The sequence below is a fragment of the Geojedonia litorea genome, from assembly GCF_042654525.1.
GTDB lineage: Bacteria > Bacteroidota > Bacteroidia > Flavobacteriales > Flavobacteriaceae > Geojedonia > Geojedonia litorea.
Window position 1 is genome coordinate 870,533 of sequence record NZ_JBHSGP010000014.1, and the last position, 20,879, is coordinate 891,411.

23 protein-coding genes are annotated in these 20,879 nt (G+C 33.9%); 8 read left to right on the forward strand and 15 right to left on the reverse strand.

Annotation, left to right across the window (positions count from 1 at the left end; all coding sequences use genetic code 11):
- Positions 1-128 precede the first annotated feature (128 nt).
- A complete protein-coding gene (locus ACFO5O_RS11840; RefSeq protein WP_387964026.1) occupies positions 129-755 on the reverse strand; it encodes a TetR/AcrR family transcriptional regulator in 627 nt (208 codons plus the stop codon).
- 162 nt (positions 756-917) lie between these two features.
- Between ACFO5O_RS11840 and ACFO5O_RS11845 the strand changes: the two genes are divergently transcribed.
- Positions 918-1,934: a LacI family DNA-binding transcriptional regulator gene (locus ACFO5O_RS11845; RefSeq protein ID WP_387964028.1), complete on the forward strand. Its 1,017-nt coding sequence runs from the start codon at positions 918-920 to the stop codon at positions 1,932-1,934.
- Positions 1,935-1,949: 15 nt separating this feature from the next.
- Here the strand turns inward: ACFO5O_RS11845 and ACFO5O_RS11850 are convergent, their stop codons facing one another.
- On the reverse strand, positions 1,950-2,909 hold the full coding sequence (locus ACFO5O_RS11850; protein ID WP_387964030.1) for an NAD-dependent epimerase/dehydratase family protein: 960 nt from the start codon (positions 2,907-2,909) through the stop codon (positions 1,950-1,952).
- A 140-nt stretch (positions 2,910-3,049) separates the two neighbouring features.
- Here ACFO5O_RS11850 and ACFO5O_RS11855 point away from each other — a divergent pair, with 140 nt between their 5' ends.
- On the forward strand, positions 3,050-3,580 hold the full coding sequence (locus ACFO5O_RS11855) for a hypothetical protein (protein ID WP_387964032.1): 531 nt from the start codon (positions 3,050-3,052) through the stop codon (positions 3,578-3,580).
- A 107-nt stretch (positions 3,581-3,687) separates the two neighbouring features.
- Positions 3,688-5,751, forward strand: a complete 2,064-nt coding sequence (locus tag ACFO5O_RS11860; protein WP_387964034.1) for a M13 family metallopeptidase — start codon at positions 3,688-3,690, stop codon at positions 5,749-5,751.
- 64 nt (positions 5,752-5,815) lie between these two features.
- On the opposite strand, the gene ACFO5O_RS11865 is transcribed toward ACFO5O_RS11860, so the two are convergent.
- Together ACFO5O_RS11865 and ACFO5O_RS11870 are read right to left on the reverse strand one after the other, a co-directional pair.
- Positions 5,816-6,499: a tetratricopeptide repeat protein gene (locus ACFO5O_RS11865; protein WP_387964035.1), complete on the reverse strand. Its 684-nt coding sequence runs from the start codon at positions 6,497-6,499 to the stop codon at positions 5,816-5,818.
- A gap of 66 nt (positions 6,500-6,565) precedes the next feature.
- Positions 6,566-7,378 carry an NAD-dependent epimerase/dehydratase family protein gene (locus tag ACFO5O_RS11870; protein ID WP_387964037.1) on the reverse strand — a complete coding sequence of 271 codons (813 nt, stop codon included), beginning with the start codon at positions 7,376-7,378 and terminating at the stop codon, positions 6,566-6,568.
- Positions 7,379-7,509: 131 nt separating this feature from the next.
- Here ACFO5O_RS11870 and ACFO5O_RS11875 point away from each other — a divergent pair, with 131 nt between their 5' ends.
- Positions 7,510-7,977, forward strand: coding sequence for a CBS domain-containing protein (locus tag ACFO5O_RS11875; protein WP_387964039.1), 468 nt, complete (start codon positions 7,510-7,512; stop codon positions 7,975-7,977).
- Between the two features lie 5 nt (positions 7,978-7,982).
- Here the strand turns inward: ACFO5O_RS11875 and ACFO5O_RS11880 are convergent, their stop codons facing one another.
- The 7 genes from ACFO5O_RS11880 to ACFO5O_RS11910 all read right to left on the reverse strand — a co-directional run bounded on the left by ACFO5O_RS11880 (position 7,983) and on the right by ACFO5O_RS11910 (position 11,168).
- Positions 7,983-8,333: a hypothetical protein gene (locus ACFO5O_RS11880; RefSeq protein WP_387964041.1), complete on the reverse strand. Its 351-nt coding sequence runs from the start codon at positions 8,331-8,333 to the stop codon at positions 7,983-7,985.
- 2 nt (positions 8,334-8,335) lie between these two features.
- On the reverse strand, positions 8,336-8,863 hold the full coding sequence (locus ACFO5O_RS11885; protein WP_387964043.1) for a GNAT family N-acetyltransferase: 528 nt from the start codon (positions 8,861-8,863) through the stop codon (positions 8,336-8,338).
- A gap of 3 nt (positions 8,864-8,866) precedes the next feature.
- The gene (locus ACFO5O_RS11890; RefSeq protein WP_387964045.1) at positions 8,867-9,391 is read right to left on the reverse strand and encodes a DinB family protein; all 525 of its coding nucleotides are present in this window, start codon (positions 9,389-9,391) and stop codon (positions 8,867-8,869) included.
- A 110-nt stretch (positions 9,392-9,501) separates the two neighbouring features.
- Entirely contained in the window at positions 9,502-9,960 is a 459-nt protein-coding gene (locus ACFO5O_RS11895) for a DUF6680 family protein (RefSeq protein ID WP_387964047.1), read from the reverse strand.
- 107 nt (positions 9,961-10,067) lie between these two features.
- Entirely contained in the window at positions 10,068-10,304 is a 237-nt protein-coding gene (locus ACFO5O_RS11900; RefSeq protein ID WP_387964049.1) for a hypothetical protein, read from the reverse strand.
- A 439-nt stretch (positions 10,305-10,743) separates the two neighbouring features.
- Complete coding sequence (locus ACFO5O_RS11905; protein ID WP_387964051.1) at positions 10,744-10,905, reverse strand: hypothetical protein; 162 nt, start codon at positions 10,903-10,905, stop codon at positions 10,744-10,746.
- 116 nt (positions 10,906-11,021) lie between these two features.
- On the reverse strand, positions 11,022-11,168 hold the full coding sequence (locus tag ACFO5O_RS11910; protein ID WP_387964053.1) for a hypothetical protein: 147 nt from the start codon (positions 11,166-11,168) through the stop codon (positions 11,022-11,024).
- A 235-nt stretch (positions 11,169-11,403) separates the two neighbouring features.
- Between ACFO5O_RS11910 and ACFO5O_RS11915 the strand changes: the two genes are divergently transcribed.
- From ACFO5O_RS11915 to ACFO5O_RS11930, 4 genes are all read left to right on the forward strand, one after another.
- A complete protein-coding gene (locus ACFO5O_RS11915; protein WP_387964055.1) occupies positions 11,404-11,823 on the forward strand; it encodes a hypothetical protein in 420 nt (139 codons plus the stop codon).
- A complete protein-coding gene (locus ACFO5O_RS11920; RefSeq protein ID WP_387964057.1) occupies positions 11,824-12,342 on the forward strand; it encodes a hypothetical protein in 519 nt (172 codons plus the stop codon).
- A gap of 9 nt (positions 12,343-12,351) precedes the next feature.
- The gene (locus ACFO5O_RS11925) at positions 12,352-12,771 is read left to right on the forward strand and encodes a hypothetical protein (protein WP_387964059.1); all 420 of its coding nucleotides are present in this window, start codon (positions 12,352-12,354) and stop codon (positions 12,769-12,771) included.
- A gap of 452 nt (positions 12,772-13,223) precedes the next feature.
- Positions 13,224-13,556, forward strand: coding sequence for a single-stranded DNA-binding protein (locus ACFO5O_RS11930; RefSeq protein ID WP_119027653.1), 333 nt, complete (start codon positions 13,224-13,226; stop codon positions 13,554-13,556).
- A gap of 52 nt (positions 13,557-13,608) precedes the next feature.
- Here the strand turns inward: ACFO5O_RS11930 and ACFO5O_RS11935 are convergent, their stop codons facing one another.
- From ACFO5O_RS11935 to ACFO5O_RS11950, 4 genes are all read right to left on the reverse strand, one after another.
- The gene (locus ACFO5O_RS11935; protein ID WP_387964061.1) at positions 13,609-15,186 is read right to left on the reverse strand and encodes an N-acyl-D-amino-acid deacylase family protein; all 1,578 of its coding nucleotides are present in this window, start codon (positions 15,184-15,186) and stop codon (positions 13,609-13,611) included.
- Between the two features lie 3 nt (positions 15,187-15,189).
- Entirely contained in the window at positions 15,190-16,185 is a 996-nt protein-coding gene (locus tag ACFO5O_RS11940) for an NAD(P)H-dependent amine dehydrogenase family protein (protein WP_387964063.1), read from the reverse strand.
- A 68-nt stretch (positions 16,186-16,253) separates the two neighbouring features.
- Positions 16,254-17,648, reverse strand: coding sequence for a SusD/RagB family nutrient-binding outer membrane lipoprotein (locus ACFO5O_RS11945; RefSeq protein ID WP_387964065.1), 1,395 nt, complete (start codon positions 17,646-17,648; stop codon positions 16,254-16,256).
- A gap of 13 nt (positions 17,649-17,661) precedes the next feature.
- On the reverse strand, positions 17,662-20,877 hold the full coding sequence (locus ACFO5O_RS11950; protein ID WP_387964067.1) for a SusC/RagA family TonB-linked outer membrane protein: 3,216 nt from the start codon (positions 20,875-20,877) through the stop codon (positions 17,662-17,664).
- Positions 20,878-20,879 lie beyond the last annotated feature (2 nt).

Consider the following 20,879-nt stretch of genomic DNA (forward strand, 5'->3'; position numbering starts at 1 on the left):
GTTAGTACTTAAATATACGAATAAAAGTTAATTACATGCGAAATCTTCTATTAAATATAGCATAGAGAGCACATTATTAGGTAATTAACGCTAGCTATTTGGAAACAAAAATGCACTAATACTGAATTTTAATAGTATTTTAACTGGGGTAAAATAATGGCCTCATATTCCATCAAAGCAGTTTCGGTAAATAAGGGTAAGAGCTGATTCCAAACCACTTCCTTGAAAGCTCCTTCGTTTTCAGCTATGTTTCCACGTACTTTTTGTTGGGTGAGCCAAAAGGTAATAATCATCCAAATGGTAAGTGCTGAATTTGCAAATTGATTGGTATAGGTTTCAGATTGCAAAATGCCTTTTTTACAGTTCAAAACCATCCAATTGTGAAATTGCAAAATCAATTTATTGATGTAATCAATGCGTTTTATATGTAATTTAGGATAAGCACGTTCAAGTTCTAATACATCCAAAAAATAAAATGAATAGCGCTTTAAAAGATCATAATAATTGGATAAATGATTATCAAAATCAATAAGATAAGGAAAATCCAAAGTTGCATTGAGCATTGCTCCAATCTCATCTTCTAATTGATTGTCAATGGCCGCTACAATGGCTTTCTTACTGTAATAATGGTAGGCAAGGTTTCCTACGCTTATGCCTGCATCATCAGCAATATGTTGCAATCTTACATTAACAAGGCCGTTGGTGTTAAATAATTTTATGGCCGATTTAATTATATTTTCTTTAGTGGCTTTCATTATTACCCCAAATTACATACAAATATTCAGTTTATAGCAGGCTCATTCTAAATATAGAAGTTTTAATAGATAAATACTGAAGATACAAGTAGAAATATTTTATAAAATAGTTGTTTCAAAATGACTATACAATTTATACATTAGTTTTAGTAACTTTATCGCATGGCAGCAAAAACAACTTTGAAAGACTTAGCTAAAATGTTGGATGTGTCGATTTCAACAGTATCAAAGGCCTTGAATGACAGTCCAGAAATCAGTCTCCCAACGCGAATAAAAATTAAAGAACTAGCAGCTTCCTGTAACTATGTTCCCAATAATATTGCGCAAAGCTTAAAGTCAAAATCAACTAAAACTATTGGCGTTATTATTCCGTCAATTTTAATCGAATTCTTTAATAAAGTACTCTATGGCATAGAGGCCGAAGCTACAAAAAGAGGATATAAAATAATTATATGTTTATCTAACGAAACCTTTAAAAAGGAACAAGAAAGTATTGACACATTTATTAATGGAAGTGTTGATGGCATTATTTTGTCGGTTGCTGAAGAAACTCAAAAAACAAACCAGATATCGCACTTTCAAAAGAGTTTAAATTATAGCTTACCCATGGTGATGTTTGATAGGGTTTTGGATGACATTGATTGCGATAAGGTCACAGTAGATGATTTAGAAGGCGCCTATAAAGCCACAAAGTTTTTATCAAAAACGGCTGGGCAAAATATTCTTTTTCTAAATACTTTGTCGGGGATAAGCGTAGGGCGTTTAAGAGAGCAAGGCTATAAAAAGGCAATGGCAAATCTTAAACGAACTCCGATAGTTTTAAACTTAGAAAATTATAAAGCCATTGAAAAAGGACTTGGCAGCGTATTAAAGGAACAAAAAATCGAGGCTATTTTAGCAGCTGATGAATACTCGGCACTGTTGGCCATGAACGTGGCAAGATTGAACGGATTTAGCATTCCAGATGATATTTCTGTAATTGGCTTTACCAATGGGCTTATTTCAGAATATGCGATGCCATCGTTAACTGTAGTGAGTCAACATGCCGAAAATATTGGAAGTTTAGCTGTTGATAGACTTATTAATAGAATTGAAAAGAAGTCAACACCTGATGCCATTCATGATGTGGTAAAGACCAAAATCATTGAGCGAAATTCTACGAAGAAAATTAAAAAGTAATAAAGTGTCTTACTCTTACTTTTTCTCTAGTTTATATTTGTGTCCTAATTGAACGATCATTTCTTTAGTCATTTGAACTAAATTATAATCGTGGTTCCAATTCCAATCTTCTCTTGCCGCACTATCATCTATAGATTGCGGCCAACTATCGGCTATTTGCTGACGATAGTCTGATTTATAAGTGATTTCAAAATCTGGAATGTGCTTTTTTATAGTTTCAACTAGTTGTTTTGGAGTAAAACTGAATGCTGACAAATTATATGACGAACGAATTTTAATTTGTTCTTCTGGGGCTTCCATAATATGAACGGTTGCCTTTATAGCATCCTCCATAAACATCATAGGTAGAGCGGTGTTTTCAGTCAGAAAGCATTCATATTTACCTTCGGTGATGGCTTTGTGGAATATGTCTACGGCATAATCTGTTGTGCCGCCTCCAGGCATTGTTTTCCAGCTTATAATACCAGGATATCTAATACTTCTCACATCAACATTGTATTTTTGATGATAATATTCACACCAACGTTCACCAACTTGTTTGGTTATTCCATAAACCGTTGAAGGTTCAGTAATGGTGTGTTGAGGGGTATTAATTTTAGGTGTTGTTGGTCCAAATACAGCAATACTTGAAGGCCAGAACACTTTTTTTATAAAGCCTTCTTTTGCAAGATTGAGCACATGGAAAAGCGAGTCCATATTAAGGTCCCAGGCTTTCATTGGGTATTTTTCTCCGGTAGCACTTAACATGGCCGCCATGAGATAAACCGTATCAATTTTATATTTTTCAATACAAATTTTTACTGCAGCATAATCTTGGGCATCTAAAATTTCAAAAATTCCGGAGTTTACAACATCTAAATTGTTGTAATTAATATCACTCGCAATCACATTATCATCACCGTAAATTTCTCGTAATTTAAAGGTAAGTTCAGAACCTATTTGACCTCCGGCACCAATAATTAAAATTCTAGACATATCTATAATAAAGCATTTATTGAGGTGTCAAAAATAGTAAGAAAAGCGATGAGTAAAAACTTATAGCAAATAAATATGCACAACAATTAACGTTTAGTTTAGTTATATTTACCCATTCAATAAGAACCATAGGATTGTTTATGCGCGGTAGTAAATTTTATATTTTAATTTTGATTCTTTTAAGTATTAGCTGTAAAAATTTATCAGAAAAAGCAGCTCCAGTAGCGTTGGAGGTAAACGCTAACAATAACATTACAGAATCGGATATTGAAAAGCTTGATTATGTGGAATATAATTTAAGTAGTGATGCACGGAATGTGCTTCAAGATTGGCAAAAATATAATGAATTGCAAGGTTATGTAAGCTTTTTAAAAACTCTTGATTTTTCCTTCTTTAATGAGGAAAAGACCATACTTAAAACCTTTTTAAACGATTTTAACACAGAAATGCCACAGTCTATAAAAACGGCGCCAATTTTATCTAGAGCTAAAGTTTTAGAAACTAAATTATTAAAACTAAATAGTGTTATGCGTTTAGACAATATGGATAAGGCAACACAACTAGAAGCTATACAAGAATTTTTAACAGCCCTTTCAAATTTTAATCTTCAAGTCAATAAAAAATTTGAATTGGAGGCAAATCTTGTGGATAAGGAAGTTATTGAGCAGTAGATTTTTGTGACATAGATAAGTCTTAATGTTTTGTTAAGATGTAACAAATTTGGAGTTTGAACTTCTTATTAATAACTAATTTTAATTCGAATAAAATTTTTAAAAACATGAAAACCAATATGAAGCAAGTATTGGCTGTTTCTTTTGTGGCTTTTGGCATCTTGATGGGATGCAAAGAAGACACCAAAAAAGACATGGCCGAAAGCGAAAAAATCCCAGGAATTGTTCTGGAAAACATGGACACAACAGTGAGTCCTAAAGATGATTTTTATAATTACGTTAATGGTAATTGGATGAAAACCAACACCATTCCTGATGACGAAACCCGATGGGGTGGTTTTGGGGTATTACGCAAGTCTACTCGAAAAGATGTTTTAGACATCGTAAAAACGTCTAAAGAATTAGGCACATACGCTGAAGGTACCGATCAAAAAAAAGCATTACTTATTTTTGAAACCGAATTGGATACTGTTGCTCGTGATGCAGCTGGGATTAAACCACTTCAACCATTATTGGATGCAATTGACGGGATTAAGAATCTTAAAGATATGCAAACCGTGTACGCTTCTACCATGGGTGTTTCTGCTCCCTTTGCAGGAATTGGCGCCTCCGCTAATCTTAACGATAGTAGTATGAATATTGCTTGGCTGTTTGCTCCTGGACTTGGACTGCAACGTGATTATTATCTAGACCAGGATGAAAAGTCTGTAAAAATTAGAGGTCAGTATGTTGACCATGTCGAAAGAATGCTTCAATTTATTAACTATAGTGAAGCTGAAGCAAAAACAGCGGCACAAAAAATATTAAGTTTAGAAACTAAATTAGCCGAAACAAGATTAGATAAGGTTGCCATGCGTGATGCTCGAAACTTTAATAATCCAATGTCAGTTGCTGATTTGCAAAAATTAACTCCCGTAATTGATTGGAACAAGTTTATTGCAGATATGGGTATCACTAAAAAAATCGATACACTTAACGTAATGCAACCTAAATATATGGTTGCACTAAATTCCTTCTTAAAAACCACACCAATTGAAGACATTAAAACGCTAATGGATTGGAGTACATTAAATAATGCAGCTGGATTTTTAACCACCGAGATTGAAAAAGCGAATTGGGAATTTTACTCTAAAACTTTAAACGGGGCACAAAAACAACGTCCTGCTGAAGAACGCGCTCTAGGCACAGTAGACGGTGCAGTTGGAGAAGCCATTGGTAAATTATATGTAGAAGCAAAATTCCCGCCAGAAGCGAAAGCAAAGGCAGAACTTATGATTGCTAACGTTATCAAAGCTTTCCAAAACCGAATTAAAAACTTGGATTGGATGAGTGAAGAGACAAAATTAAAGGCAATTGAAAAATTAGATAAGTTTACAGTTAAAATTGCCTACCCCGATGAATGGGAGGATTATTCTAATTTAATGGTGAAAGAAGGGAATAGCTATGCAGAAAACATGTTAGCAGTTGGTAAATGGGCAATGGAAAAAAACTTATCTGAAATTGGGGAACCTGTAGACAAGACTGAATGGGGAATGCCGCCTCAAACTGTAAATGCGTACTTTAATCCAATGAATAACGAAATTGTATTTCCAGCGGCCATTTTGCAACCACCTTTCTATAATTATACTGCCGATGAAGCTGTAAATTATGGCGGAATTGGTGCAGTAATTGGTCATGAAATCTCTCATGCTTTTGACGATTCAGGAGCTCGTTTTGATGGCGATGGAAATCTTAAAAATTGGTGGACAGAAAAAGATCTTGAAGAATTCACTAAACGCGGAGATGCCCTTGCAGAACAATATAGTGCCATTGAAGTACTAGACAGTGTTTACATTAATGGGAAATTTACTTTAGGTGAAAACATTGGTGATCTTGGAGGACTTTTAGGTGCTTATGATGGCTTACAGTTGTTTTTCAAAAAAAATGGTAGACCTGAAAACATTGATGGATTTACACCAGAACAACGTTTCTTTATGAGTTGGGCAACAGTTTGGAGAACATTAACTAGAGAAGATGCGTTACGAACACAAATCAAAACAGATCCTCATTCGCCAGGTATTTACAGAGCAACACAACCTTTAAAAAATATTGATGCTTTTTACGAAGCTTTTGATATTAAAGAAGGAGATCCTATGTATTTAGCTCCTGAAAAACGAGTTAGAATTTGGTAATATCCAAAGTCATATGAATAAAAAAAGCAGCCATAGGCTGCTTTTTTTATTAGAATTGTTTTATTTATTCTTTCTTAATTTTTAGCAGGGCCTCTTTACTTATTCTGGCTAAATTAAAATTAGGGTCTATTGCCAAGGCTCTATTCATAGTAGCTAAAGCACTTTCTACATTTGCTACTTTATCTTCGTTAAATAGCACCAAGGCTTTTAAATATAAAAAACCTGCCTTTAATGAGGTTTGATACGGTTGCTGTGTTTCGTAATAGGTGCGTACCATATCATCTTTCACATTGGCTAATCCATATTCTATTGAAGCTTTCGCTCCTGGCAAATCTTGTGTTTGTATTTTTAAATCGGCAATTTCATAAGCTAACTGTGGATTTGGTTGGCGTTGAAATAACACTTCATAATGCTCTAAGGCTCTTTTGGGCTGGTTCAAGGATTTTAAAGCAATAGCTTTAACTTCAACATTAATATCTGAATCTGTAGAATTTTTTTCCACACCAATTGTATTCAATGCTTCAATATTTCTACCTTCAGAAGCATAGATGTAAGCCAAGGTGTCTTTTCGCGCTTGTGATGGATTCAAGACATCTAAATGTGTCATGGCATTAATAATTCCTTGCACATCACCTTGAGATTTCATTTGCTTATAGTAAGCTTCAAAATGTTTTACAAGTTCTGTTTTTGTTTGCGCCGAAATACTCATTGACGCCGTTACAAGAAGAAGTAGTACAATCTTTTTCATCAGTTCTAAAATTTTAATGGGCTAAACTAAAAAAATTAATAAGATAAATTCTTAAAAACCTGCTAATTATTCCAGTTTTATTTGAAAATCATAGTTAAAATGGTGTTCTAACTTTTTAGAACTAATGGTCTTTCCTTTGCTTGGTTGGGACAATTCATAATGAGGCAAGTTTAATCCCATGGCTTTACAAACTGTTGAATAATACATTTTTTTATTTGGATGAGGTGTTGTTGACGCATTATAGGTTTCACCAAAATCATTGACCGTAATAATCTTTTCAATGATCGAAATGCAATCGGTCAAATGAATTAAATTTACTGGTGCTTCAGGGTTTTTTAAATTAGATTTCCCCGAAAGTTGCTTTGCAGGATGCCTCTTAGGGCCAATTAATCCGGCAAATCGTAACACGGTAGTCTTAAAATTTGGATTGCTTTGTAGTAGTTTTTCTGAAATCAAAAGTTGTTTTCCAGATTCAGTAGTTGGATTTGGCAAGGTACTTTCTGTGATTTCTTGAATGGGAAATTCATCAGCATAGACCGAAGTGCTACTAACAAACAACACCTTTTTTAATCCGGATTTTTCAATATGCGTTATTAGAGTTTTAATTTTTGCTACATAATTTTGATTTGGATTTCGTCTAAGCCCGGGAGGTATATTTATTATAAGTGCCTCACTATTTTCTAAACAGTTTTCTATTGGCCCTGTAATCTTATCTGAATTTATTGTTATACAATAGGCATTTATGCCATTATTTTTAAGCGTTGCTATTTTTGCTAATGAAGTTGTAGATCCCTTAACCTTGTAATTAAGTTTGATCAAATGTTGTGCTAAAGGAAGCCCTAACCAACCACATCCAATAATAGTAATTTGGGTGTTCAATACAAATGAATTTATAATTTTAGCATAGGTAATTTGCTAGATTTCAAAATTACGAAATATTTCAGCCGAAACTTTAAGTTAGTTTAATTCGGGTTTTTTAAGTATTTTTAGAATTATTAAAGTATAGCATTATGGGTATTAAAAGTTTTCTAGCCGCACGAAAAGAACAAAAGAAGAATACAGGAGACGTTCCCTTGAAGGTGAGTGATTATATGACAACTAAATTAATTACGTTTAAGTCTGACCAAAGAATTGAAAACGTGATTGACACCCTGATAAAGCATCGAATTTCTGGTGGACCAGTAGTTAATGAAAAGAATGAGCTTATTGGTGTAATTTCTGAAGGTGATTGTATTAAACAAATTAGTGAAAGTCGGTATTACAATATGCCTATGGACAACCAAACGGTAGAAAAGCATATGGTTAAAAATGTTGAAACCATTGATGGTAACATGAATATATTTGATGCTGCCAATAAGTTTTTAGAATCTAAACGGAGGCGTTTCCCGATTGTTGAAAATGGAAAATTAGTTGGCCAAATAAGTCAAAAAGATATTTTAAAAGCCGCCTTAAAATTAAAAGGGCATACTTGGAAATAATTACCTTAAGATTCTCGCTTGACTAATGCGAAATAATCACCTTCTATAGGAAGATATCCTTGGTCGTAAATAAAATAGTATATAGTTCCTGCCTTTGTGGTATATATACTTGTGAAATAATTAAAATCAAATCCTTTTTCGATAAGTTTTGCTTTCGAGACTTTGGTCTTTTGTTCTGGATTTAATTCTTCGAGTATTCTGTAGTTTTTACGAAGTCTATTATTGGTGTTTCTAATGAGGTTTTTACTGTCTTTATTGATACTGTTATTATATGAATTTCGGCAAGCGTCGCTACAGAATTTTTTGTCAGTACGGCCAACTATTTTTTCGCCACATTCTTTACATTTTTTTTGCATGGTTATGATTTTGAAATGTTATACCAACGAAGCTGCATTTGCAAGTCTTCATCATAAAAGTCTTCAATATAATTTAGACCAATTTTCAAAAGGACATGATGTGAAGCGTCGTTCTCTTGATGGGTTATTCCGTAAATAGTATTTAGATTCATTGTATTTAAACCATAGTCTAGAACTGCTTTTGCAGATTCGGTTGCATAGCCCTTTCCCCAAAAACGTTTGATGATGCGGTAACCAACATCATAAAAATTAACATGTCCATTCATAGGTTTTGTATAATATTTAAGCCCTGACCAACCCATGAATTCATGGGTTTGTTTATTAATCATGGCCCATCTACCAATTCCAAATGTGCGGTACTGTTCAATAACATCATTAATATATGCTTCTGATTGTTTTTTGGTTGTAAACGCTTTGTTACCAAGATAACGATGAACATCGTGGTCTGAATCGAGTTCGAACATATCCTCAATATCCGTGGGAAGCATATGCCTTAAAAGTAAACGTTCGGTTTCGATATGAAATTCCATTGCCTAAGTGTTCAAAAGTGGGAGATAGGCTTTCCAAGGACCAACTTCGGTTGTGTATTGCTTTGCCATAACACGCGACAGTTGAGCAATATGATTTAAATCGTGCACCACCCAAGTTGCCAATAATTGCTTAAGGGTCACGGTGCCTAATTCAGGGTGAGTAGCTTCAAGAAGCAGTTGATCTTCAGAAAGATTTAATGATTTTAAGTGGTTCAAATTTTGTTCCCTTAAAACTGAAAACTCATCTAGCAATTCCAAAAGTGTTTTTCCTTTAGAGTTTTCAAATTGTGCAAATCGATCAAATAACTCAAAAGTTTTGTCAGGCGCATCACTTAATATTATTTGCATACGTGCAATCCAATCGGTTTTCTCACCATGAATGAGATGCCCAACAATATCAAATGCACTCCAAGTGTTTTCGCCTTCAGTGCAAAAAATCCAGTCGTCAGATAGTTTTGACAAGAACGTATTGAGAACTTTAGGTGTTTGCTCCAAAACCTCTAAAGCATGATCTATGGTGTATTTCATTCTCCAAATAGGCATCTATATACAATGTGGGACAAATCCAAATTAAATAGACGGCTTTTTAAGTGTTAGATATTCAGTTAAACAGCTAAAAATAATGACACAAAATATATCTAAAATCTTTCAGATGATTTTAAGACCCTTAAAAACTCTGTGTAATACTCGTTCACAAGTTTCTGGCCGTCAGACCTTGACTGTGGAGTATAATACCTGTCAATGTCTAGATCATCAATGTTTCCAAACCTTAAATGTTTCGACATTTCACGCAATAGAACAATTAAGTACTTCCCACTGTCGGAAATCTCGGGAGAGTTTGGGGAGGTCGCTTTGTAGAGATCCGTATATGCTTCACGAATTTTCGGAACATCGTGAAAAACAGCGTCAATTTGATTCAAGGCAATAACATACTCATCCGTTCTAGGTGTAAGCCCTCTTTGACCCATAAGCACTCTAAACAAATCCATTTGTCGATTTGTTACCTCTCTTTTTTTGTCTATTAATCTTGTTACCTGAACCGCTATCAAAGGGGATAGAAGAATAGCTGCAATTGTTATCATATCTGAAAACTCCATATCTATACATTTAAATGGTTTTTATTTAATAACAAATTAATATAATTTTTTATTACTAAATAATATTTATGATAATTACAGTTTAAAATTATATCGTATAAAGTTAACTAGACTTTATCGTTCTCTATTCTTTGAAGAGTATAATTAATTGAAGTAACATCACTAGTAAACTCGTATATCCCTTTTTCTATTATAATTGACCTATAATGGTTTCTAGACATGATGCCTCTATCAATTTTCTTTAATTCCTTTATAAGGTCGGCAAAATTTGATGAAGCATATACGACCTTATTGTTAGATATTGCTACAAAAATATTTCCAATTCTTTTATTGAATTTTGACATATAAGCACTTATATGTCAAAAGTATTCATTATATTTGTGTTAAACAAAAAAACGCCAGTATTTCAGTACTGACGTTTAATTAGGTAATCTTTGGAATGTTTAGTTTAAAGTCAATGGATCGTTTAACTAATTTGACTTTCAGCTTTACATACACTGATAAAACCTTTGATTACTCTCTTAAAAAAAGCTAAATGACATACTATTGTTCAATCATTTAGCGTTACTGTTATAACTACCTTGAGGTAGTTACCCGGGTTGTAACTTTCATGGGTACATACTTGTAGCCAGTTGAAGTTTTAACTCGAATACGTACAGTTTTAGTCGTTGTTCTTGTAACGGACATTTCTAAAACGGTATTTGATAGAGAGCTAATACTAAACACGTCTCTCTGTCGTGTCAAATAAAAGGGTGCTACTGCGAATAGTACCCTTTTGCTTTTTTAAATCCGATTCAAAGCACTAGTTCGAGCTTCACGGATTAGGATTGTTTCAATATAGTTATTGAAATTCCTGTTGTCTTTTTTAGCAAGAGTTTCTAATTTTTCAATAAGAGACTCATCCAACCGAATGGTTTTTGTTTTTGTTTGCTTTTCTTTAGACATGATTGAAAAAAATTTATATTAACAGCATTACTAATTTAGTAAATGATATCAATTGTATTCTTTTTCGAATAAAATATTGTTAACATCTTTTTAACAATCAATATGTTACCATAAAATCAATAGTGCTTTACTTTATAAATCTTGTAACTCCCAAATTCAATTGGGTATTCTTCTTTGCGAACTAAAGTCCAATAACTCGGAAAGTCTGGATCATCAAGTAATCGAGAAACATTTGGAGCGTTATCTGGATGAATACAGCGCACGTTTCAATATACGTTCTTTGACAAGCCAAGAAAGGTTTGAGAAGTTTTTGGTCGGTAGCGAAAGTGATTTAAGCTATAAGAGGTTAACTATATAAAATATTGTATTTATGCTTTTTAAGTATTTTTAACACAAGACAGTATTGTTATTAGTAATAATTTGTATAGATTTACTATGATATACAAAAGTTTAAAAACTTTTAGTACATTTGCGTCCCTTAAAAAAACATATAAAATATTGAGTTATTTAAAGGCTAAATCAGTTTTCAATTTAGATGCTGCGGAGGTTTTAATAGAAAAACATCAATGTTATGCACCAAGTGTACATTGTTCCTATTTTGGGTGTTTTCAATTCATTAAATCAAAACTAAATGAAATTGGCATTACATACGCCAAAATGGAGCAAGATATTAATCTTTCAAAACAAAATGGAGGAACCCCTCTTACATCACATAAATATCCAATATCATTAATGCTTAAAAGAATTGAAGAGAAGACGGATGTTTATTACAAAAGAGAATTACAAAATAAAATCAAAACTCTTAAAGTGTATAGAGAAGAATCCGATTATTTTAACGAAGAAGTAGATTATAATAAAAGTAATACTGCGTTAAAATTGAGTCGGGAAATTATAAAATCAATAAAAATAAAATTGTAAATGGAGTCCATAACCTTTTTAAAAAATAATTTAGTTTCCCTTCACAATGTTTGTCCTTATTTAGATATTGCATACGAGTATAGAGATTATATTAATACTCATATTATAAAAGTAAAACCAATAGAATGTTATAATTCAGATAACTTATATATTGACCAACAAATTTCTTTAGAGAATGAATTTGAGGATTTGTTTCCAAATCAAGAAGTTCTTTTCATCACAGAAAACGAGTTAATTGAAATTAAAAATCCATTGCTTGAATTAAAGAGCAATAAAATTCTTGATTATCATATTGATTTTGAGGAAGTACATCATGAGGAAATTAATTTTGAGGCTTTTATTGATTTTGACTTTTTAACTCAAAGTATTGATTATACTACATTTGAAGAAATTGACTTTATAGAAATTAAATCTCAATGTAACAACAACATACCAATAGAAATTCCACCGACTAAAAAATGGTGGTCACTTAAAAATAAAAAAAACTCCAACAAAGAATTGGAGTTTTTTTTTAATTAAATTTGTAATATGGCAGAAGCAAAAAAGGCATCGTTTAGTTTTAAAGCGTTTAGAGTACCTAATTTTTCTTATAATGATTCAGAAAATCAAGAGCCTGAATTAATATTAGATTTTAATCCAACAGGAAAGTTTAATTCTAAATCAGGAGTATTTTTTCTAACTTTAGAATTTAAAGGTTTTGAAAAAGGAAAAGAAAACAACCCTATAATTCAGATAAAAAGCATATCTGAATTTAAGTTTTCAAAACCCTTAAATTCAGAAGAAATTCCTATTTATTTTTTTAGTAATTCAATTGCAATCGTATTCCCTTATTTAAGAGCGTTTATTAGTAATTTAACTTTACAATCAAATACAGGTGTAATGATGCTTGGATTGATGAATTTTACAGGTATGGGAGATGATCTCAAGAGAAATACATCTTTTGAGTAAGAAAAGTAGTCTAAACATTTAACAAAAGATGGATTATCATTATTTTAAAATAATGAAAGAAAGACAAAAAATAGCATCGGTTTTGACCGTATGGCAGGACTAAAGTATTGCCAAGTGCGACACGCTAATTGACAGAATTATCTTTGGTTTATTCAGCAAGATGCTAAACGCTCTGGAGTTCTGATTAAGTGGAACTATAACCGTTGACCAAAGATCTTACTTCACAAAAAAAGTGGTAAAAACCACTCCCTTAAAGACTTATATTCCCTTGTCCCACATTGTATATAGATGCCCTCAAATATAATAAATATTCGTTTACAAACGACTACAAACATTTACAAACGATTTTAAATGTGTAACAACCGACTAAAATTTTGTTTGGGTTGCATCTTTGCCTTGTCGAAACATCAGAACTCGATAGTATTAACTGTTTAACGAAAAAATTTAAAATTATGAACACGCTAAAAAACAAAGTACAGTTGATTGGTAACTTAGGAAATGATCCAGAAATCATCAATCTAGAATCAGGTAAAACATTGGCTAAATTTTCAATCGCCACAAATGAAAGCTATAAAAATGCTCAAGGTGAAAAAATTACGGATACGCAATGGCACAATATTGTAGCATGGGGAAGAACAGCAGCTTTAGTTGAAAAATACTTACAAAAGGGAAAAGAAGTGGCTATTGAAGGTAAATTGACTTCAAGAAGCTATGAGACCTCTACGGGTGAAAAGCGATATGTTACAGAAGTGGTTTGTAACGAACTATTGATGTTGAGTAAATAACGGTATTTAAATTTTTTACGAAAATAGGACAACTTGCCTTAAACGAGTTGTCCTATTTTTTTATGACGCGGCCTGCTCGTTTTTCAGTGTACTTTCCATCATCAATAATTATTTGACCATTGATAATAGAATAAATGAGTCCTTCTGAAAATTCAAAAGGGCTTGTATAGCTTGCTTTGTCTTTAAATGCTTTTGGATCAAAAAGAATTAAATCAGCAAAATATCCTTCTTTTAATAGTCCTCGTTTAGGGATTTTAAATATTTGTGCTGTTTTATAACTACTATTATTGATAAAAAAAGATAGGTCAATTAGCTTGTCATTCACTACGTATTTGGAATATTTTCTTGCAAATGATCCATATTTTCTTGGGTGCCCCGAACCACCATCAGATCCAGTTACAACCCAAGGTTGTTTCATGAAATTGTTTATGTCATCAGGATTCATATTAAAAGATGCAACTTTGACATATCCTAATTTTAATAATTCAAAAACAGCTTCTTCGGGGCTCATATTTAAGCTTTCAGAAATTTCCAACAGATTTTTACCAATTACATTTTCGTCTTCATAGGCCACTATTAAAAGCTTTTGTGGGCCACCTCTTCTAATTATATTTTGTCGTGTTTCATTTAGGATAGCTGCTTTAAAATTTATGTTATTATATCTAAAGTAGAGCGAATCTTTGCCGCCACTTTCCGCCCATCTAGGCACAACGGCTGCCTGTAAGCCTGTTGCTGATGCCTCATATGGGTATTGGTTAGCAGTGATATCAATACCATTTTTTTGAGCATTTTCAATAAGTCTGATTATCGAATCGCTTTGATGCCATACATCAACTCCCAAGCATTTTATATGCGAAATATGAACAGGTAAATTCGCTTGCCTTCCTATGTCGATTACTTCTTCTATTGCTGACACTAACCCCACTGAAAAGGATCCTTCATCTCTTAAGTGTGTATCATAGATTCCGTTATTTTTAGCAACAGTTCTGGCCAATTCAACAATTTCATTGGTGTTAGAATAACTACCAGGAGCATAGAATAAACCGGTTGACATACCAAATGCACCAGCATCCATTTCCTCTTGAATCAAAGATTTCATTTTCGCAATATCAGTATCTGTAGCCTTTTTATCACTAAGACCTAAAACTTCTTTTCTGATTGTGCCATGACCAACAAGCATTACAACATTAGTACCAATACCTTGTGAGTTTAATGTAGAAGAAATTGAAGATGTAGGGTATAAGCTAGAACCATCATTACCGATTACTACTGTTGTCACGCCTTGAAAAAGGAATGACTTATTGTGCGAATCTTCTAAAGAGACCAAATCATTGTCGGCATGTGTATGAGGATCTATAAACCCTGGCGCAAGAATAAGGCCTGAGGCATCTATAATTTTATTGGCTACGATATGTAAACTATCACTTTTACCAATATATATTATTTTATCATCTTTTATACCGATGACATTGTTCGTTGGAATAGTATCGATACCATTATAAACGGTTCCGTTTACAATTAATATATCGGCATGAATTTCTTTTTTGCAGGCCAGCATTAAGAACATCAAAAAAACTACACCAACTATAGCTATACAGAGTTTAATACTTAAATAATTTAAGATTTTCATGATTTAGTTAATATAGCCTGGAACACCAATTGTTGCCATAGTATGTAATCCAGGAGCAGCTTTTAATACAGACTTTATACTGTTGATGGCGATTGAACAAGTGGCAATATCACCATTAATACCACCATCGATTTCTGATATAAATGAAGGGGATCCCTTTATCGTTATTCTGTCATAGGAACGCTCTTCACCTATAGCTGCTCTAAAATACATTTTTATTTTTAGAGTTTCCTCCTCATATGCGTGTGCAACTTGTTCAACACCCGAAGGCTCTCCTCGTTTTATTTGTAGTGTATCTGTACTTAAATCACGCTTTGCTAGAACCGGGCTTAAGTCTTCGGTGACTTTTGTAATTGGCATACCAATAGAATTGGCCAATAAGTACACAGATTCTTTTAAGCCCACGTGCCGTAAGGTGCCCTGATTCACTTTTTCATTAAAAGCTTCTATCTGTAAGCCAGCACCTATTTTTTGTTGAAAAGGAACACGTCTAAAGGTAGCATCCTGAATACGTTCAATAGTAATTTGATCAATTTCTTTACAAACTGAAGCCATTACAGAAGGTAAATAATCCATTAAAAAACCAGGATTAACCCCTGTTCCTAAACAGGCTATCTGGTGTTCTTTACAAAGTAAATCTAATTGTAGACTTAAGTCGGGATAAGTTTTCCACGGATAAGACAGTTCTTCACAGGTTGAGATCACTGGAATGCCAAATTTCGCGATGTCTTCAATTTGTGGAATTAGCTTTGCTAAACTTGAAACTGTGGTAATTATTGCGACATCAGGCTTAACTTGCAACGAAGCAATAGCTTCTTTTACAGAATTATGAATGAATACTTGTTCAGAAAGTTCTGAAGATACGTCCTTCAAAGTTTTTCCATTTAATTCTTGTCTAATATCTACTACCGCAACAGTTTGGAGTTCTAACTTTTGGGCAATAAACTTTGCAGTCTGGATCCCTAGAGGTCCAAACCCTATTTGAATAATATGTATCATTTGGTGTGTTTAAAAAGAATAAGACTACTTATTTAAAAACTTAAGTAGCCTTATTCATAATTAAAAAGTTATTGATTTACAGGAGTTTTAGTGAATATTCCAGGGATAGGGCTTGGAGCATTTGTATTCCCGTCAATTTCGTCTTGAGCGATAAGCATTCGTTCTGGATATTGGCTTCCTGCATTTAGCGGAATTGGCAAAGCAATATCATTATCTGTTGCTCTAATTCGTCTAACATCATCAAAGGTTACCAAAGTACCAAAGGTTGAAACATATTTCTCTTCCATGATTTCTCTTAATAAGGCTCTATTAGAATTAATGCCATCTAGATTTTCGATGCCACCAATACTAAAATCGATAGCCAAATAGTCATCATATTGCTTCGCTAAAGCAGGGTCTCCGGCAAAAGCTCCTGATGTTCTTAAGTAAGCTCTTAAAGCATTTAAACGAGAAAGACCTTCGTTAAAACCACTGGTTCTAAATCCAGCTTCTGCTAAAATCAAAAGATTTTCTTCGTAAGTTACCATTGGCATTGTTGCATTAGCAGCGCTTAATCGGTTAGCATTAATACCACTTTGATCTAGTGTTAAATAGTCGCGTCTTCTACTTTCATTGGTTTTTATGTTATTTCTAGAAGTCATGTTTGCCGGATTTAATAGACTTTGAATAAATGATCCAGTAGATGTTAAATCTCCAGCACGGCTTCCTGTTAAAATTAAAAAGTATAAACTACTATTTTCATTGGTTGTACCGTATGCACTGTAAGCTTTGGCATATCGCATTGAGTTTGCTGCAGAACTAATTCCCATTTGTGCACTCGAATAAGCTTCTGGGTATTGTCTTGTCATTAAATAATACCTTGCTTTAAGCGTATTTGCAACCTGTATCCAAGATGTTGGATTGCCATTTAGTAATATATCATTGCTAAATCTTCTTGTGGTTGGAACGGTGCTTAACTGTACAATTGCTTGATCTAATAATGTTTGAGCAGCTTGGAAAACTTGTAATTGCCCATCAAAAGGAACATCATCTGATCCTACCTGTGAATATGGGACATCACCAAACATAGAGGCCATGCTTCCAATGGCATGAGCTTCTAAAACGTTCGCAATACCTTTCACCAATTGGTCTTCAGAGTTTTCTTGTATGATATCATTTTGAGTCATAATACCATGGTACATAAATGCCCAGATACCATTACTTTCTTCTGGAGAAATGATGTAGTCATTAATACGCGAATAAAGGTTGGCAATTCCTCGCATTTGCCCTGTCCAAAATTGTGATATACGCATTAAATGTCCTGACTGTATTTGTACATCTGCCAATTCCATTCCTTTGAGAAGTAACTCGGCAGGAACGTCTGTAGCAACGTTAGGGTCTTCGTTAACATCCAGATACTGATCGCAACCTATAAACGTTAGAAGCAGCACTGAATAAATAAATGTTCTGATATGTTTTTTCATTGTGATCATTTTTTTAATAGTTTATGTTAATTCCAAATACAACAGATTTAGAACTTGGATTGGTGAAATAGTCTAAACCTCTACCAACGCCATCTCCAAACTGGTTAACGTCTGGATCAATACCAGGTATATCAGTCCAAATGACTAGATTTCTACCTGTAAGTGAAAGTTGAATAGATTCAAATCCAACCTTAGTAAGCCATTCACCTTTTAAGCTATAGGCTAAACTTAATTCTCTTAAACGAGTCCAACTAGCATCAGAAACAGCAAATTCATTGATAACTGAACCACCAAAACCGCCACCAAGACTTGTATACCAGCTTTCGTCTAAAAGTACTGGGCCGCCACCAAAGTCTTGAATATTACCTCTCACTAATACTCCTGCAGGAATAGTATTGCCTGCATAGTTCACAAGATTTTGTGTTGGGGTGACCTCGTTTCCAGTCACAGCATGAGTACCAAATCCTTGCAATACAAAACGCGTACGCTCTGCCATTTCATTGCCTTGGCTAGTTTCAAATAACGCATTTAATGAAAAGCCTTTATAATTAACTCTTAAACCAGCTCCACCTCGCCAATCTGGATTAGGATCACCAAGAACTTTATCTCCAGATGTGTCTAATTGTGGGAATCCATTTGCGTCTAAATCTAATGAACCATCAGGGTTATGCAGTGCAGCACTACCAAGTAATACTCCTAAAGGCTGGCCAACAACAGCGCTTGATTTTACTGATGAACCAGGGGTAAAATTAACTGATGTAACACCTCCTAAAAAAGTAACTTCACTTTTATTAGTTGATACGTTACCATATACACTCATCGATAAGTCTTCTTTTTTTAGAAATGTATAGTCAAATTCAAATTCAAGACCTTTATTTTCTAAAGTTGCAATATTACCCAATAAGGTGTCAAATCCAGAGGATGGATTAAGGTCAATGGGCAATAACATGTCTCTCGTTTCGTTAAAATAGTAAGTTCCCGAAACTTTTAATCTATTTCTAAAAAGCCTGAAATCTAATCCTGCTTCATACTCTTTTTTCTTTTCAAACTCTAAATACGGATTTCCTTGATCATCATTTAATCTGTATCCTCCCCCAAAGGCGGTTAGAGAAATGCCATCGGAATAGCTTGAATACGTTGCAGTTTCATAACCTGTTTCCCAACCATGAGGATCTGGTGCTAGTCCAACCTCTCCATAGGCTAGACGTAATTTAGCAAATGATAACGTACTTTCACTATCGAGATCGAGTAAATTACTCCAATTAAAACCAAGTTCAGCACTTGGGTAAGTAATTGATTTCGCACTCGAAGAGGCATCTTCATAAGTTAATCCTAAATTTAAATTAATTAAATCTTTATACTCGAAATTAGACTGACCATAGAATCTCACATTTCTAATACGTCTATTGCGCTCCAGTTCATTAATGTTTCCTGCAATAGATGGATTTTTTAGTCTACTGTTGTATAAAAAGTCTAAAGCTTCAACATAAATTTGCTTGCGCTTTCTATCATTTATCGCACTTCCTAAAGTGAATTTAGCCGAAATGTCTTCGGTGAGTTGAAAGTTCAAAAGTGAGATGAAATCTGCAGAAATTTCAGTATTGTTATAAATCTCATTTTCGTAACGACCTGCATTTGCACCGTCTGCCGAGAACATAGGGAAGAAATAGGTTCTGTCGTCATTGAAATTATCTAAGCCAGCCCTTACCACAAAATTCAACCATGGTGTTGCTTTTATACTAAAATCTAAAGATCCAATAAAACGATCAACTTTAGTGTCACTTGTTTGTTCGTACAAAGTCCACAACGGGTTATTATACGTTGGGTTGGCAGTATTACCCAAATAGCGTCTGTAGCTACGATGTCTTAAAGGAGTTGGGTTGCCATTATTGTCATAATAGGTCCCTATATAATCACTAATATCAAAATCTGGAGGATTTCTTAAAAGTCCGAGATATATACCTGCAGTATTAGAGCCTTGTTGTATACGATTAGATTTACTATTGGTATAAGATATTTTAGCCGATGAGTTTAGCCAATCGTTGAATTTGTAGGTGTTACCAAAAGTAAAAGTGTTTTTAATATAATCACTATTTCTCATAATCCCTTTTTGGTTTAAATGGGATGTACTAAAATAAAAGGTGGCTTTTTCTGTACCTCCAGATAAATTTAATTTAAGGTCTTCTGCTATCCCATCGGTAAATACCTGGTCAAAATTACGCTGTGTAAACACTTCGGTAGAATTTTTACCTCCACTTGTAATAGGATAGTAAATAGTACCATCGGCCGCTTGAAAGTACTGCCCCGATGTGTTAACTACATCATCAGCACCAGATCGGTCCGCTATTCTATCTCCCCATGAGTTTGCACTTGTTGGACTATAGTTGCCACCAGATCCTTGACCATAACCCGTTTGCAAAGGGTGCTTTCTGTTGATTTGATCAATTGAAACTGAAGAATTTAAGGATATTCTTAATTTGCCTTCTTTTCCTCTTTTGGTTGTTATTACAATTACACCTCCTAATGCTCTAGAGCCATATAATGCCCCAGCAGAAGCCCCTTTGTAAATTTGAATAGTTTCAATATCATCTGGATTAATATCATTTAGTCTTGATTGCTGTGATATACCACCATCTTGGTCACTACCAAAGCCCTCTAAGTTACTATTGTTTAAAGGGATACCATCTACTACAATCAAAGGCGAACTTCCGTTAATGGAACTTACACCCCTAATTTGAATGGTTGAACCCGCACCCGGATCAGCACTCGTTCCAGTAATAGTTAAACCAGAGGCTTTTCCCGCTAAACTATTAATAAGAGTTGGTTCTTTTGAACTTGAAACATCGGCTGCATTTATAACTGAATACGTTGAGGCTACGGCATCACGATTTTCTTTAAATCCTAATACCGAAATTACAACTTCGTTTAAGCTTTCTGCATCGTCAGCTAGCGTAGCATTGATGACAGATTGTGTTCCAACTGTAATTTCAACAGTTTTAAAGCCAATATAGCTTATGACAAGAACATCACTATTAGCCTGAACATTCAGGCTATAGTTTCCATCGAAATCGGTTGAGGTTCCGTTGGAAGTTCCTTTTACAACTACAGATGCTCCAGCAAGAGGAACTCCGTTATTGTCCGTAACTGTACCCGTAATAGTTCGTTGTGCATAAGTGAATGCACAAAACAACATCATTACAAATACTGAAAAAAGTAATTTTTTGTTCATAC

Coding starts and splice junctions, on each gene's coding strand:
- ACFO5O_RS11885 (WP_387964043.1), bottom strand. CDS start 8,863: ATGGAATTTCATATCGAAACCGAACGTTTACTTTTAAGGCATATGCTT.
- ACFO5O_RS11865 (WP_387964035.1), bottom strand. CDS start 6,499: ATGAAAAAGATTGTACTACTTCTTCTTGTAACGGCGTCAATGAGTATT.
- ACFO5O_RS11950 (WP_387964067.1), bottom strand. CDS start 20,877: ATGAACAAAAAATTACTTTTTTCAGTATTTGTAATGATGTTGTTTTGT.
- ACFO5O_RS11905 (WP_387964051.1), bottom strand. CDS start 10,905: ATGTCTAAAGAAAAGCAAACAAAAACAAAAACCATTCGGTTGGATGAG.
- ACFO5O_RS11840 (WP_387964026.1), bottom strand. CDS start 755: ATGAAAGCCACTAAAGAAAATATAATTAAATCGGCCATAAAATTATTT.
- ACFO5O_RS11855 (WP_387964032.1), top strand. CDS start 3,050: ATGCGCGGTAGTAAATTTTATATTTTAATTTTGATTCTTTTAAGTATT.
- ACFO5O_RS11890 (WP_387964045.1), bottom strand. CDS start 9,391: ATGAAATACACCATAGATCATGCTTTAGAGGTTTTGGAGCAAACACCT.
- ACFO5O_RS11850 (WP_387964030.1), bottom strand. CDS start 2,909: ATGTCTAGAATTTTAATTATTGGTGCCGGAGGTCAAATAGGTTCTGAA.
- ACFO5O_RS11875 (WP_387964039.1), top strand. CDS start 7,510: ATGGGTATTAAAAGTTTTCTAGCCGCACGAAAAGAACAAAAGAAGAAT.
- ACFO5O_RS11940 (WP_387964063.1), bottom strand. CDS start 16,185: ATGATACATATTATTCAAATAGGGTTTGGACCTCTAGGGATCCAGACT.
- ACFO5O_RS11845 (WP_387964028.1), top strand. CDS start 918: ATGGCAGCAAAAACAACTTTGAAAGACTTAGCTAAAATGTTGGATGTG.
- ACFO5O_RS11925 (WP_387964059.1), top strand. CDS start 12,352: ATGGCAGAAGCAAAAAAGGCATCGTTTAGTTTTAAAGCGTTTAGAGTA.
- ACFO5O_RS11880 (WP_387964041.1), bottom strand. CDS start 8,333: ATGCAAAAAAAATGTAAAGAATGTGGCGAAAAAATAGTTGGCCGTACT.
- ACFO5O_RS11935 (WP_387964061.1), bottom strand. CDS start 15,186: ATGAAAATCTTAAATTATTTAAGTATTAAACTCTGTATAGCTATAGTT.
- ACFO5O_RS11920 (WP_387964057.1), top strand. CDS start 11,824: ATGGAGTCCATAACCTTTTTAAAAAATAATTTAGTTTCCCTTCACAAT.
- ACFO5O_RS11895 (WP_387964047.1), bottom strand. CDS start 9,960: ATGGAGTTTTCAGATATGATAACAATTGCAGCTATTCTTCTATCCCCT.
- ACFO5O_RS11900 (WP_387964049.1), bottom strand. CDS start 10,304: ATGTCAAAATTCAATAAAAGAATTGGAAATATTTTTGTAGCAATATCT.
- ACFO5O_RS11860 (WP_387964034.1), top strand. CDS start 3,688: ATGAAAACCAATATGAAGCAAGTATTGGCTGTTTCTTTTGTGGCTTTT.
- ACFO5O_RS11930 (WP_119027653.1), top strand. CDS start 13,224: ATGAACACGCTAAAAAACAAAGTACAGTTGATTGGTAACTTAGGAAAT.
- ACFO5O_RS11945 (WP_387964065.1), bottom strand. CDS start 17,648: ATGAAAAAACATATCAGAACATTTATTTATTCAGTGCTGCTTCTAACG.